11 protein-coding genes are annotated in these 13,395 nt (G+C 67.9%); all 11 read right to left on the bottom strand.

The window, feature by feature from the left end; genetic code table 11:
• Positions 1-126: 126 nt before the first annotated feature.
• The 11 genes from IHQ52_RS01240 to IHQ52_RS01190 all read right to left on the bottom strand — a co-directional run bounded on the left by IHQ52_RS01240 (position 127) and on the right by IHQ52_RS01190 (position 13,166).
• On the bottom strand, positions 127-1,410 hold the full coding sequence (locus IHQ52_RS01240; protein ID WP_024497389.1) for a hypothetical protein: 1,284 nt from the start codon (positions 1,408-1,410) through the stop codon (positions 127-129).
• 230 nt (positions 1,411-1,640) lie between these two features.
• Positions 1,641-2,276 carry a TetR family transcriptional regulator gene (locus IHQ52_RS01235; protein WP_024497388.1) on the bottom strand — a complete coding sequence of 212 codons (636 nt, stop codon included), beginning with the start codon at positions 2,274-2,276 and terminating at the stop codon, positions 1,641-1,643.
• Between the two features lie 2 nt (positions 2,277-2,278).
• A complete protein-coding gene (locus IHQ52_RS01230) occupies positions 2,279-4,495 on the bottom strand; it encodes an MMPL family transporter (RefSeq protein WP_024497387.1) in 2,217 nt (738 codons plus the stop codon).
• 299 nt (positions 4,496-4,794) lie between these two features.
• The gene (locus IHQ52_RS01225; RefSeq protein WP_024497386.1) at positions 4,795-6,207 is read right to left on the bottom strand and encodes an amidohydrolase family protein; all 1,413 of its coding nucleotides are present in this window, start codon (positions 6,205-6,207) and stop codon (positions 4,795-4,797) included.
• The gene (locus IHQ52_RS01220) at positions 6,204-6,815 is read right to left on the bottom strand and encodes a pyridoxamine 5'-phosphate oxidase family protein (RefSeq protein ID WP_024497385.1); all 612 of its coding nucleotides are present in this window, start codon (positions 6,813-6,815) and stop codon (positions 6,204-6,206) included. Before IHQ52_RS01220 ends, IHQ52_RS01225 begins: the two co-directional genes overlap by 4 nt.
• Positions 6,812-7,591 (bottom strand): creatininase family protein, encoded by a 780-nt coding sequence (locus tag IHQ52_RS01215; protein WP_006436695.1) that lies wholly within the window; start codon positions 7,589-7,591, stop codon positions 6,812-6,814. Before IHQ52_RS01215 ends, IHQ52_RS01220 begins: the two co-directional genes overlap by 4 nt.
• Positions 7,588-8,919: an FAD-binding oxidoreductase gene (locus IHQ52_RS01210; protein ID WP_024497384.1), complete on the bottom strand. Its 1,332-nt coding sequence runs from the start codon at positions 8,917-8,919 to the stop codon at positions 7,588-7,590. The genes IHQ52_RS01215 and IHQ52_RS01210 overlap by 4 nt, the downstream gene beginning before the upstream one ends.
• Positions 8,916-10,094: a nitrate ABC transporter substrate-binding protein gene (locus IHQ52_RS01205; protein ID WP_096274739.1), complete on the bottom strand. Its 1,179-nt coding sequence runs from the start codon at positions 10,092-10,094 to the stop codon at positions 8,916-8,918. The genes IHQ52_RS01210 and IHQ52_RS01205 overlap by 4 nt, the downstream gene beginning before the upstream one ends.
• A gap of 86 nt (positions 10,095-10,180) precedes the next feature.
• Positions 10,181-11,059, bottom strand: a complete 879-nt coding sequence (locus IHQ52_RS01200; RefSeq protein ID WP_006436692.1) for an ABC transporter permease — start codon at positions 11,057-11,059, stop codon at positions 10,181-10,183.
• Positions 11,056-11,850 (bottom strand): ABC transporter ATP-binding protein, encoded by a 795-nt coding sequence (locus IHQ52_RS01195; RefSeq protein ID WP_006436691.1) that lies wholly within the window; start codon positions 11,848-11,850, stop codon positions 11,056-11,058. The genes IHQ52_RS01200 and IHQ52_RS01195 overlap by 4 nt, the downstream gene beginning before the upstream one ends.
• The gene (locus tag IHQ52_RS01190; RefSeq protein WP_024497383.1) at positions 11,847-13,166 is read right to left on the bottom strand and encodes an amidohydrolase family protein; all 1,320 of its coding nucleotides are present in this window, start codon (positions 13,164-13,166) and stop codon (positions 11,847-11,849) included. Before IHQ52_RS01190 ends, IHQ52_RS01195 begins: the two co-directional genes overlap by 4 nt.
• Positions 13,167-13,395 lie beyond the last annotated feature (229 nt).

The following is a 13,395-nucleotide window of genomic DNA, read 5'->3' as shown; positions in this document are numbered from 1 at the left end:
GTGCGGGGCCGGGCGTCGCTGTCGCGGGTCACCCCTCGATCCTAGAGGTTGTTCGCCGGACAAACGGCCGGGGCGTCGGGGTGCCTCCTGCCGGACTCGATGAGGCGGCCCCCGACGGAGGAGGTGTCAGCAGGCCGGGCTACCGGGGAAGGCCGGCACACCGAGACGACAGCCGACCGAGGTGACCGCGCGGAGACGGGCTTCCGGGTTGCGGCGCTCGAGGGCCGGCAGCAGGCCGTTGGTCACGACCGCGGTCTTCGCGGCCGGCGTGGTCGCCGACGGGTCCAGGGTGCCGCGGAGGCGGGCGAAGTTCACCAGCTCGTCGTAGACCATGGACAGCGTCGCCTCGGTCGTGCGGTCCTGCCGCTCGAGCTTGCCGAAGTCCACTCCGGTTTCGAACTCGTGGCGCACCGCGTGCGGCCCCTGATCGCATCCCGGCACCAACAGGTCGATGTCGAACGCGCGCTGGCGCGGCGTCGGCGGGGTGATGCGTCCTTCGTCGGTGCACACGTGGTGCGAGATGCGGTCGCCGAGCGCGTGGATGTAGATGCCGGTCCGCGCATTGGCCGACTGGTTGCCGATGTAGGAGTCGAAGCGGTCCGAGGTCACCCCGTCGGAGATGACCTGGCGGCCGGTCATGTTCTGGAAGGGGATGTCGATCGGATCGACGAGGCTGTACTGACCGTTGATCGGAACAGGCTGCTCACCGCCGTAACAAGTTGCGCCGGTGGCGTAGTCGCCGGTGGCCGTGCGGTTCGTGAAACCGCCGGTGCACAGGGGTGCGGCGCTGCCCGGGCCGTCCATCGCCCACTTGCGGATGTGGGTGAGCATCACCTCGTGCCGCGGGTCGTTCACGTTGGGCTGCAAGCCGTTCGGCTGGGGGGATCGGGGCCCGCGCATGGTCGGCAGGAAGTGGAACAGGAAGCCGCCGGTCGCGAAGTGGGTGCGTACGAGGCCGCCGATGTCCTTCGTGGTGAGTGCTCCCGCGTTCGGCAGCGGATTTCCGCGTAGGTCACGGGGAACGAAGGTGCCCAGGTCGGTCGCCTCGCTGTACGCGGCGATCCAGTAGGCGTCGCGCACGGAGAACCCGACCTTGCGCGCGATGATGTACGTGGAATCGGTGTGCACCAGGCTGCGTCCGCCGAGCGGCTGGCGAAGCGTGTAGGCGTAACGGAGGAAGGCGCGTGCCCCGCAGATCGGGTCGTTCGGGTTGTCCGGGGGACAGACGACCGGCAGCGGTCCGCAGCTGTGCGGTGGAGCTCCCGGCGTGTAGCAGATGTCCTCGGCGAAACCCCGGGCCGTCGGCGGCGAGGCCGCGATGAGTGATGTCGCGGCGAGGGCGAATGTCAGTGCAGAGACCGCGAGAGTGCGTGGCCAGAGCCTGATCTGGAGGCGTCGGGTGAGTCGCATGCTGATCCCTCCTGCGCGGGTCAGCTCATCGTAGGCCGGGTCACACCGGCGCACTGCGACATTCGGAAACGCTCGAGAACGCCGTCCCTGAAATGCACCCCTGGAATCGACCCTCCCCAGGCCGGCCGTCGACTATGTGTATCCGACATTCCTGCTGAGGGAGGATTTCGGGGGCGGATCCCACGGGGTTTCCGGCGGCGGTATTCAGGGAGGGTCTTCAGCGGGGCCGCTCAGTCGAGCGGAAGACCCTGCTCGAGAAGGTCGATGGCCCGCAGGGTCGTCTCGATCTGCGGCTGCGTGGAACTCTCCTCGGCCTGGGCCGCGAGGCGGAAGGTCACGCCGGCCACCGCGTCGAGGAACACTCCGAGCGCGAAGTCGTCGGCGTCGCGGCCGAGATAGTCGGCGAGGAGCTGTCGCATCCCGGCCATCGTTCGCTCGACCTCGACGTGAAAGGTCTTCTGCAGCAGTGGTTCCGATCGGATCAGTTGCATCCGTAGGGGGTTGCCCACCCAGGGGTCGTCGGCGGTGAGGCGATCCAGTTCGGTGAACAGCCGGCGGATGAGGTCGAAGTGCCCGAGGCCTCGGGGCATCGACTCGACGATCGCACGAGCCTCGGCCTCGAAATGTTCCCCGCCGACGACCACCTGCTCTTTGGTGGGGAAGTAGCGGAAGAACGTCATATGGGAGACACCGGCGGCCTCGGCGATCTGTTCGACCGTCGTCTTCGCGTAACCGTGCTCGGCGATGAGGTGCAGAGCGGCCTCGCGGATGGCGTTGCGCGTGCGCATCTTCTGCCGCTCGCGCAAGCCGGGCCGACGCCCCGGGCCGGTGCCCGGGGCGTCGGGGGTGGATGGTCCCGTGGACACGGTCAGCCCGCCGGTACCGGCGTCTTCGTGTCGTCGGGATCTGCGAGCCCGCGGTGGCGGACCGACTCGCCCTCGATGTCGAAGTTGATGACGAGTTTGTCGAGCCAGCGCGGCAGGGTCCAGGCGCGGTCGCCGAGGAGGGCGATCACGGCCGGGACGACCAGCATGCGGATCACGAAGGCGTCGAACAGGACTGCCGAGGCGAGGGCGAAGCCCATCATCTTGGCAGTCGTCTCCGGGGACAGCATGAACGCGGCGAAGACGCTGATCATGATGATCGCCGCCGACGTCACCACACGGGCGCCGTGCCGGTAGCCCGCGACGATGGCCTCCTTGGCGGTCATGCCGTGGATGTATTCCTCACGCATTCGGGTCACCAGGAACACCTGGTAGTCCATCGCGAGGCCGAAGACCACGCCGATGAGGAAGATCGGCAGAAACGAGATGATCGGCTGGGTGTGCGAGATGATGCCGAACCAGCCCTCCTGGAAGATCGCAACGGTGATGCCGAAGGTCGCGAGCACGGAGAAGATGAAGCCGACCGTGCCGATCAGCGGCACCCACAGGGAGCGGAAGACGCCGATCATGATCAGGAACGCCAGGCCGACGACGACGATCAGATAGGGGATCAGCGCGTCGTCGAGCTTCTGCGACAGATCCGACATGATCGCGGTCTGTCCACCGACATGCAGTTCGGCGCCCTGCTCGTCGACAACCGGTGCGTACGCGCGGATGTTCTCCATCAGCGTGTGCGTCGCCGGCGAGGACGGTGCGCTCTTCGGCGTCACGGTGATGAGAGCGGTGTTGCCGTTCTGTCCGCCCTCGTTGCCGATCCAGGTGAGCGACTCGGGGTTGACGACGTCCTTCAGGGACGCGATGTGCTTGACGGCGTCGTCCGCGGCCGGCGCGATCGGGGCGTCGGCGTCGTGCAGGATGACGAGCAGCGGGCCGTTGATGCCCTCACCGAAACCCTTGCTCAGCAAGGCTTGCGCGGGTGCCTCGTCCTCGGTCGACAGCGACAGACCCAGCTCCATCTTGGTGGCCGGGATGGCGGCCGCGGCGAGAGCCAGCAGGCCGATGACGATGAAGGGGATCGGAGCCTTGACGACGGTGCGGCCGAGACGGACGCCCAGGGTGTCGCCGTCCTCGGACTGCTCGGCGTGCTTGATCCACGGGATCTTCGGACGGAAGGCGAAGCGACCGAACGCGCCGAGGAGTGCCGGGATGAGCGTGAGTGCGGCGACGACCGCGATCAGGACGGCGACGGCGGCGCCGGCACCCATCTGGGTGATGATCGGGATGCCGATGACCACGAGGGCGACGACCGCGATGATGACCGTGAGGCCGGCGAACACGACCGCCGATCCGGCCGTTCCGACCGCGCGGCCGGCGGCATCGGCCGCATCACCGCCCCGGCTCAGTTCGGCCCGGTACCGGGACACGATGAACAGCGCGTAGTCGATGGACACGGCGATGCCCAGCATGGTGACGATGGCGGTCGCCGACTGGTTGATCGAGAGCAGCTCGGCCGACAGCGTGAGCAGCATGATGGTGATGGCGACGCCGACGATGGCGGTGACGAGCGGGATGAACGCGGCGATCAGGGCGCCGAAGGCGACGATCATGACGACGAACGCGATGGCGAAGCCGATCAGCTCGGCGGCGCCGCCCTGCTCCATCACCTGCATCAGCGCGCCGGTGGCCTCGACCTGCAGGCCGTTGCCGCGGTTCTCGTCGAGGATCTTGACGAGCTGGTCCTTGTTCTCGGTCGTCAGGTCCATGATCGTGATGTTCTGACGGACCTGGATCAGGCCGACGCGACCGTTGTCGCCGAGGACCGACGCGGCGATGGCCGGGTCGACGGCAGCAGCCATCACCGGGTTCACCACGGTCTCCGGGGCGATGACGTCCGGCAGCGTGCGGAGATCCTCGGCCAGCTTGTTGATCTGCTCGGTGTGGTTCTGCAGGCCGTCGTTCGCGGCCACGACGATGCTCGTGGACGCGCGTTCCTGCTCCTTCATGACCTGCGGGAAGTACTCCTCCACCTGCTCGGTGGCGGTGCCCGAATCGGTTCCGGGCAGGCTGAAGTCCTGGGCGAACTTCGGCTTCAGCACGCCGACGAGCGAGACGACCGCGATCATCGCGATCAGCCAGACCGCTATGACGGCCCATTTGTGCCGGAAGGAGAACCTCCCGAGCTTGAACAGATACGACGCCATGGCGTGGTGAACCCTTTCGGTTTTCGAGCCCAGAGGCCGGCGTCTGTGCCGACCGATCGAGTGACATGCGGCGTCGCCGCCACATGTGTTAGTGACTAACACTAGTTATTGAGTACCACTTTTGCACAGGCCCCGAGTCCGGCACGAAGACTAGGGTGACCTGCACGCTCCCGTTAGTCACGCGAACGAGGGTGAATTCTGGGACTAATTGCGCAATTCGGACGCCACGGGGCGGCGCCGGCCACCGCGCTGGGCGTGTGTGACGTGCGTCGCCGGGAGCGGTGTCGCGAAAGGTCAGGTCAGCTGCTTCGGATGGCGAGAGTCCGGGCGCGATCGGCAGGCGGGGAGACGGCCGGGCGAATCCCCGAGCGGGCCGCCGAGCGGATCATCCGCTCGGTGAGTTCGAGATCGGCCTCGGACCGCGTCGGGTCCGATACGCCGCGTGCCCATACTGACCGACCGCCGACGAAGACCTCACGCAGGTTCCGGAGTCCGCATCCGAGAACGTAGGTGGCGACCGGGTCCCAGATCGGCCCGGTGTGCGGTGAGTACGGATCGACGACGACCAGATCCGCGTACTTCCCGACCTCCAGGGAGCCGACCCGGTCGGCGACCCCGATCGCGGTGGCCGATCCGATGGTGTGCAGGGCGAGTACGTCCGCCGGGGACAGCACCGCGGCGTCGCTGCGCAGACCGCGCTGCAGGAACAGCCCGGTGCGCATGTTCTCGAACGGATCCGACACGTCCGTGCAGGACTGGTCGTCGACACCCATGCCGACCGTGACGGCGTCGGAGAGGAGGCGCGGGATGTCGGCGATGCCGGAGCCGAGCCGACCGTTGGACATCGGTTGCCAGACGACGGACGAACCGGTGTCGCGCACACGCGCGACCATCCGGTCTGTCGGATGCACGAAGTGACCGAACGCGAAATCGGGGCCGAGCACACCGGCGGCGTCGTACCAGTCGAATTTGGCCTGCTGGATGTCGATCTGCTCTGCGGTCTCGACGAAGTGGGCCTGGTTGGTGATGCCGTACCGATCCATCAGGGCGCGTTCGCGTTCGGCGGTCACCGGTGCGGAGGACCACTGGACGGAGCCGTACACCGAGCCGCCCAGGTTCAGGGCCGGGTCGACGGTGGCGAGATGTCGCATGACCTCGTTGAATCCGTGGAAGGCCTCGTCCTCGGCGAGCTGTTCGTCGTCGAGTCGCACGCTGGTGACGAACCGGATACCCGACGCCGCCAACCCGTCGACCTGGCGGTTGACGAACTCGGCGGGGTGGATCCGTTCGGCGCGGAGCACCGACTTCTCGTAGTCGAACAGTGCGATCACCCGTGACTGGGTGAAGTTGTACACCGAGGTGATACCCGACGACAGGTGGTCCAGGCCGCCGGCCAGGGTCATCCAGTAGAGGTCGTCGGCGTCGGCGCCGAGCAGCATCAGGCTGTTGCGGGACACCCATTCGTAGAGCGGGCTGTCCGCGGCGACACCGCGCATGCCGCCGGTGTAGATGTGGCTGTGACCCGACACGAAACCCGGTGCGAGGAAACATCCCTCGAGGTCGTGTCGCACTCCCGGCGCATCCGCCGGTGGGGCGCCCTCGCCGATGCCGGAGATCCGCCCGCCGGCGTCCGCGGTCAGCCATCCGCGGAACCAGGGCTTGTCTCCCGCGACCGGCAGGATCAGCGCATTGTGAAAGGTCGTGGCCGTCATCCGGGAAGAACCTCCGATGTCCAGGAATGGTCGGTGCGGGTGAAGCGGACCCGTTGCGAGGGGCCGTCCGGATCGCCGCGCCAGAAGGCGATCTCGCGGATGTCGATGGCGAAACCCGTCCACGTGTCCGGCGGGCTCAGTGTCGGATGGGTGGCGTCGAACTCCGCCCATCGTCGATGCCGATCGTGGGTGGGGAGTGCCGACATCTCGTGATCGTTGCACCAGGCGAGCAGCTGCAGGTAGCGGGTGCGGCGCGAGAAGGTCTCGCGGAGAGAGTCTTCCGCCGGCCGTCGCACGATGCCGTGCGCGACCACCTGGCGTCCCCGCTGCGGCCACGCCACCGCGATCCCGGCCCGTGGCAGTTCGGCCAGCTCGGCCACCTTCGACGACCGGCTGTCGGTGTGGAAGTACACCGCGGCGTCGTCGGCGTCACTGAGCAGCACGTGGCGCACGCGCGGATACCCGTCGCGCCCGAGAGTCGAGAGCGCCATGAGTGCGGGGGCGGCGTCGGCGGGCGGTAGCCAGCGTCGGAGCAACACCATGGGATCGATGGTGCGGTATTCCTCGGGCGGACAATCGCTTCCGAACTCCACCCCGCTGGTGATCATCGCCGCACCCGTCCGGGGTCGAAGGTCGCGATGTCGGCGAGCGCATCCACGAGGGCGATGACGCGCTCCTCGAAGAGTTCCGCCCCGATGGCGGCGTCTGCCCCGGTGGGGTCGCCGATGACCCCGGACTCGGCGAAATCGGTCGACAGCCAACCGAACTTGACGGCTTTGGTGAAGCCGACGTGGTTCGAATCGGCCACCGCGTCGGCCACCGCGGCGACGGCTTTGTCCATCTGGACGAGATCCGGTCGCAGATGCAGCATCATCGACGTCTCGGCCCACCCGGCATGGATCCCCAGTCCTCGTTCGGTGGGGCCGGCCCGACCGGGGCCGGAGGTGAAGAACGTCTGCAGGCCGAAGCGTCGACGCAGTTCACGTGCCGCCACCTCGATCAGCGCCGAATTGCCGCCGTGCGCATTGAGGAACAGCAGCCGTCGTGCGGGGGTCGCGGCCATCGACGACCCGATGTCCACGATGGTCTCGAACAGAGTGGACGGTCGCAGCCACATCGTGCCGGGGAGTGCGGCATGCTCGTCGGACTTGGTGTAACCGAGTGCGGGGAGCAGCCAGACGTCATGTCCGGCTGCGGCTCCGCGTCCGACGACGGCGGCCGACACGGCCTCGGCGACGATGAGGTCGGTCGCCAGCGGGAGATGCGGGCCGTGCGGTTCGATCGCCCCGGTCGGCAGGACGAGGATCGAGTCCCGGGAGAGTGCGGAGTCGATCTCGGCGGTGGTGAGTTCGGCGTAGCGGCGGGACCCGAACGCTGCGGTCACATCCACCTCCCGGGATTCAGAAGGCCTTTCGGGTCGGTCCGGGCCGCGAGTGACTGCACTCGTTCGGCGTCGAGATCGACGTACCACTGGTGAGGTGAGTGGACGCCGACCCCGAGTTCCTCGAGGGCGGCGACCCCGTCGATGACCTGCTGTGCGTTGCAGTAGATCCCGTTGAGCATCCCGAACATCATCCCGTGACCGACCTCGAGGTGGAGCATCCCACCCTCGTAGACCTTCTCCACCTCCTCGAGGCGGGTGACCAGTGCGTCGCCGCGGACCTCCATGTGAAACCACCTGTCCGGCTGCGCTTTCTGCAGCCACCAGGTCGGATGGTTGTAGGACAGCGTGGACAGCTTGATCGTCTCGGCGATGCCCTCGCGGACCGCCTCGACCCGGCCGCCGGCGCCGGCGATGAGATCGGTGGACTCCTCGAGTGCTCTCGCGTCGATGATTCCGCGGACATTCGCGCGACCCCGCACGAAGGCGGGGTCGGCGGGCAGCGCCTCGACGACGGTGGGACCGTCCGCCGACAGCAGTCGCGGTCTCGGCTCGACCGACGAGAGCCGGTGGGCGGCGTCGAAGGCCTCCCGGGTCGACCCGAAACTGGCGTACACACAGCGCCATTCCTGGAGTGGTTCGACGCGCACCGAGGCGTTCACGATGACACCCGCCACCCCGTAGGTGTGGACGAAAGGCTGTGCGTCATCACCTTCCAGGTGCACCAGTTCGGCGTCCTCGGTGCCGTAGACGACGTCGAGCGCCGTCACGAAACCCTCGTGATTGCGACCGTGCACGATCGTGCCGGTGCCGGCCGACCCGCCGCCGAGGAAGCCGCCGAGCGTGGACTGCACCGTCGACGGGTACATCCACAGCTGACTTCCGGAACCCCAGGCGGTCTGCTCCAGGTTGATCATCCGCGCGCCTGCCTGGGCGGTGATCGTCTGATCGGTGATCTCGTGAATCCCGTTGAGCGAGGTCATGTCCAGGACGAGACCGCCGAACCGGGGGATCACCTGCCCGTAGTTGCCGGTGCCCTTCCCGCGGGTGGTGACCGGAACGCCCCGGGCGACCGCCGCGCGGACGATCGCGGGCACCACCTCCGCCGTGCGCGGGTAGCACACGAGGTCGGGGGTCCCGAGATCCTGCGCGGACAGGATCGGGCTCATCCCCGACCCGTCCCGGCCTGCGCGTTCCAGCGCGCGGGGTAGCGTGCTGATCCCGCGCGGTCCGAGAAGTGCCAGGAGATCGTCGGCCAGCGCGTCGACGTCGCCCGGACCGAAGTCGGGTCGTCCGTCGTCGGTGCCGACCGCGATCACCGGGGAGGTCACGACGGCAACCCCACGGAGGTGTCGATGAACCGGTTGGTCGAGACCGTGTCCGGGGTGATGCCCTCGACGACGGGGCTGCCCTGCTTGTCGAAGATCGGGGTGGTCACGTCGATCACCCGCTGCACGCGTGCGGTGTCGAAGTCGCCGACCGTGCCGTTCGGGCCGTTGCCGATGAGCTTCAGCTGCGCCATGGTCTCCAGTGCGTAGTCGGCGTTGCGCTGGGTGTAGACCCACCCGGTGTCGTACTGCTCGACGGCGTCGAGGACGACCTTGTTGGCGGTCTCGGGCGACGCGAGGTAGTCGACCACGCCGCGCTGGAGGACGGGGACGAGCTGCTCGAGGCAGGCGGTGTTCTCCTCAAGAGCGCCGGCGCGGACGGCCATCGCGGACTTGTACGTGGGGAAGCCCACGTCGTGGACGAGCTGGTAGGAGACCGGCTTCTTCCAGCCCTCCACCTCCTCCTCGTAGAGCTGGGGCTCGGAGCTGGCGTAGCCCTGCTGGGCCGTCTTGCCGCCGGCCGCGACGAAGTTCGCGGGTGTGCCGTCGTAGCTGCCGTCGACCTGATCCGGTGACAGGACGCCGGAACCGGTCAGATAGTCCATGTAGGTGGCGCCCTCGAAGTAGAGCACGCGCGCATCGACCGGCTTGAGGTCGCCGATGCCCTTCACCTGCGGGTAGGTGGCCGGGTCCCACATGATCATCTGCGGGCTGATGTCCAGCGGAGCCATGACGGCCACCGTCGGGTTCGACTCGGAGTTCTGGATCGCCTGGTCGGTGTCGACGTAGCCCAGCAGGATCTCGGGGTCGGAGTACATCTGCGAGGTGACCGACTGGAAGCCGATCGCCGGTCCGCCGGCGCGGATCTCGACGTCGACGCCGGTGTACTGGCCGCGGTCGAACAGTGGTCCCGTCACCCGCTTGTTGCCGGCGTTGATCACCGGGTCCGGTCCGAGCAGCTGATACAGGTGGCCGTGTTCGGCCTCGGGGTTCCAGTCCGTCTGGATGACGACCTTGTCCGGGCAGTTCGCGCTGAGGTCGACCGGACCGATCGGACCGGTGTAGCCGGAGGACTCGGCGGTGTCGTCGGAACCGCAGGCCGCGGTGAAGGCGACGGCCGCGGCGACGGCCATCACCCCGGTGGCCTTGGACAGGCGACGCCAGACGTGTGTGTTCATGACTTCCTTTTCGGTAGAGCCGATTACGGTCGGGAACGGACAGATGCGAGCGGGACGAGCGAGAGCGGGGGGGTCGGGCCGGCGTGTCAGCGCTGGTACCAGCGGCCGACGATCCGGTTGCCGAGCCGGCCGAAGAGCCAGAAGACGACGACGCCGAGCAACGACGCGAGCACGATGGAGGCGAACAGCTCTTCGGATTGCAGTCGTGACCGGTAGTTGTCGATGAGGATGCCGATGCCGGGGTTCCCCTGTTTGAAGAAGAAGTCGCCGACGATCGCACCCACCACGGACAGGCCGGCGGAGATGCGCAGTCCGGCGAAGATGGCGGGCATCGCCGCGGGGAACTCGAGTTTGCGCAGCACGGTGAGCCGGCTCGGGTGATGCAGTGCGAACAGGTCGCGCATCTGCCGATCCACCGACCGCAGACCGAAGAGGGTGTTGGACACGATCGGGAACAGTGCGATGAGCACACACACGAAAACCCGTGCGCTGAAACCGAACCCGAACCAGAAGCCGACGAGGGGAACCAGCGCCAGGATCGGTATGCACTGCAACACCACCGCATAGGGGAACAACGCGGTCTCCATCATGCGCGACTGGGACATCACCACCGCCCACACGATGCCGATGACGGCGGCGATGGCCAGACCGGTCAGGGCCACCGTCGTCGTCCGGCCGAGGGCTTCCCACATCGACGGCGCGGCAGTGCCGAACAAGCCGTCGGTGACCACGCGGTGCGGAGCCGGCATGAGGAAACGCCTGCCCTCGTCGAGGATCGCGTAGGTGACGAGGTACCAGAGACCGATCACGATGCCCAGCACGACGAGTGGCGCCGCGATCGAGACGAACGATCGGGAACGTGGTCGACGCTTGCGTGCGGCTGCGACGGCGAGCTCCGTGGTCGAGCCGGTGTCGACGACCGCCGTGGTGTCGGCGGCGGGCGTGGTGCCCGTGGGGACCGTCATGAGTGTGCCTCCCTCAGCGAGCGGGAGATCCGACCGGCGATCGCGGCGAACTCGGGCTCGAAACGCAGGTCCGGAGAGCGTGGGAAGTCGAACGGGATCTCGATCTCGTCGACGATCGTGCCGGGACGCCCGGACATCACGAGCACCCGCGTGGACAGGAATGCTGCTTCGGCCACGGAGTGGGTGATGAACAGGCCCGCAAAGCGTTTGACGGCGAACAGCTCGGTGAGCTCGACCCCGAGCCGTTCGCGGGTCAGCTCGTCGAGCGCGGCGAACGGCTCGTCGAAGAGGAACAGGTCGGGGTCGAGGGTGAGCGACCGGGCGAGCGATACACGCATGCGCATGCCGCCGGAGAGCATGTGCGGCAGATGATCCTCGAAACCGTTGAGGCCCACTGTCTCCAGCGCAGCGGCAATCCTCTGACGCCGCTCCGCTTTCGGCACACCGTCGAGTTCGCCGAGCAGGGCGACGTTGTCGGCGACCGACCGCCAGGGGAGGAGTGTGGCGTCCTGGAACACGTAACCGATGCGGTCCGCACCGCACTGCATGTACCCGTCGGTGATCGTCTCCAGGCCGGAGGACAGTCGCAGCAGGGTCGACTTACCGCATCCCGAGGGGCCGACGACGCTGACGAACTCGCCTTCCCGGACGGTCAGGTTCACGTCCCGCAGAGCGTGGGTTCCGTCTGGATAGGTCAGTTCGGCGTGCTCGAAACCGACGAGCGGATGACCGAGTTCGAGGGGTGTGGCCGACGGGGTCGGCGCTGAGGGGGTCGGCGCTGATGGGGTCATGACGTCTCCAGGACATAGGGAGCCGGTGTGGCGTGATCAGGGGCGCCGGCGCGGGACTCGGCCGGGGCTGCGGTCCAGGTGGTGGTCTCGGTGCGGGCCACGATCGAACCGTTGACGAGGACCACCCGGTCCGCGGGGGCGGTCGCGATGGTGTCGAGTACGTCGGTGCCCCGGACCGCGAGGAAATCTGCACGTGCCCCGACGACGGGTCCGCCGGCGGGGAGGCCGAGCGCGGTACGGGCAGCGTCGGTGACCAGTGACATTGCCGTGTAGGGACTCTGGTGACCGGCGGTGACCAGGAGCGACGCGGTCTCCAGCGGGTCCGCGCGTCCCACCGGGTTGAACGGATCGCGGATGTTGTCGGCCCCGGCGGTGACGAGGACACCGCGATCGCGGAGCACGTCGATCGCGGTGATACCGCGCCGTCCTTTCGACGGGCCGTGCCGTCCTTGGAGATAGAGGTTCGTGATCGGCAACGCGACCACCGACACCGATGCACGGGCGAGGGCGTCGGCGACCCGTTCCAGTTCGTCGAGAGGCATGGTGTCGAGACGGCAGCAGTGTCCGGCGGTTCGGAGACGATCCGCGGGCCAGTCGGCGACGCGGTCGGCGAAGTGGTCGATGGTGTGGTGGTCGCCGTCGAGGAACTCGTCGGTGTGCAGGTCGATGCCGACTCCGCGGGATTCGGCGAGGCCGACCAGCCGGGCCACCTCGGCGCGCGGGTCGTCGGCGATGTGCGGTGCTCCGCCCACCAGGTCCGCGCCTGCGTCGAGTGCTTCGACGACGACCTCGGTCGGGGTGAGCGGATTCGCCAGCGCGACGATCTGAATCGTGACCAGGTCGCGCATGGCCTCCCGGACGCCGACCAGCGCCCGGGTGGCCCGGAGCGGGTCTGGGCCGGGCGGCACGTCGACATGTGTTCGGACGGCAGTGATCCCGTTGCGAAGCAGGGTGGTGATCGCCCGCGTCGCCCGCCGGCGGAAGGACTCCTCGTCGAGACGGACGCTTCCCGCTCGCCAGACCGTGATCGCCGTATCGAGGTCGCCGAGCGGCGGATTCAGCTCTGTCCACGAAAAGGCCTTGTCCAGGTGCGCGTGCGGTTCGGCGGCGGACGCGGTGAGGACGAAGTCGCGCAGATCGAGCCACTGCGGGTCGGCCCGGGCGGTGTGATCGCGTGGGTTCCGGTCGGAGACGGGCGCGATCCTCGCCACGCGCACCACTCCGTCGGGACCGGACAGCAGCTCGACATCGGCGAGCGTGCCGTCGGTCAACGACGCGGTGATGCCGTGCACGGGTCCGTGCGGCGTGTCCTGCATGAGTGAACTCCGTTGGCGGCCGGTGGTTCTGGACGTGAGTGCGACGTTGCGCTCGTGGGCTGTGCGGCAGAGATCGATCTCGGCGCCTCGGTGCGCCGGTCTCGGTGGTTCCGCCGGGGCTGGGATCGGCGGGAGCGGTTTCGTGATATTTGTTGACCACGTCAACACCCCTGAATATAGGAACGTGTTGTTGCCTCGCTGTTAACCACGGCTGCGGATGTGTAACCAA

It is taken from the genome of Gordonia amicalis, from assembly GCF_022059885.1.
Taxonomy (GTDB): Bacteria; Actinomycetota; Actinomycetes; order Mycobacteriales; family Mycobacteriaceae; genus Gordonia; species Gordonia amicalis.
This window is presented reverse-complemented; position numbering and strand designations above follow the sequence as displayed.

Coding starts and splice junctions, on each gene's coding strand:
- IHQ52_RS01240 (WP_024497389.1), bottom strand. CDS start 1,410: ATGCGACTCACCCGACGCCTCCAGATCAGGCTCTGGCCACGCACTCTC.
- IHQ52_RS01195 (WP_006436691.1), bottom strand. CDS start 11,850: ATGACCCCATCAGCGCCGACCCCCTCAGCGCCGACCCCGTCGGCCACA.
- IHQ52_RS01220 (WP_024497385.1), bottom strand. CDS start 6,815: ATGATCACCAGCGGGGTGGAGTTCGGAAGCGATTGTCCGCCCGAGGAA.
- IHQ52_RS01200 (WP_006436692.1), bottom strand. CDS start 11,059: ATGACGGTCCCCACGGGCACCACGCCCGCCGCCGACACCACGGCGGTC.
- IHQ52_RS01205 (WP_096274739.1), bottom strand. CDS start 10,094: ATGAACACACACGTCTGGCGTCGCCTGTCCAAGGCCACCGGGGTGATG.
- IHQ52_RS01230 (WP_024497387.1), bottom strand. CDS start 4,495: ATGGCGTCGTATCTGTTCAAGCTCGGGAGGTTCTCCTTCCGGCACAAA.
- IHQ52_RS01225 (WP_024497386.1), bottom strand. CDS start 6,207: ATGACGGCCACGACCTTTCACAATGCGCTGATCCTGCCGGTCGCGGGA.
- IHQ52_RS01190 (WP_024497383.1), bottom strand. CDS start 13,166: ATGCAGGACACGCCGCACGGACCCGTGCACGGCATCACCGCGTCGTTG.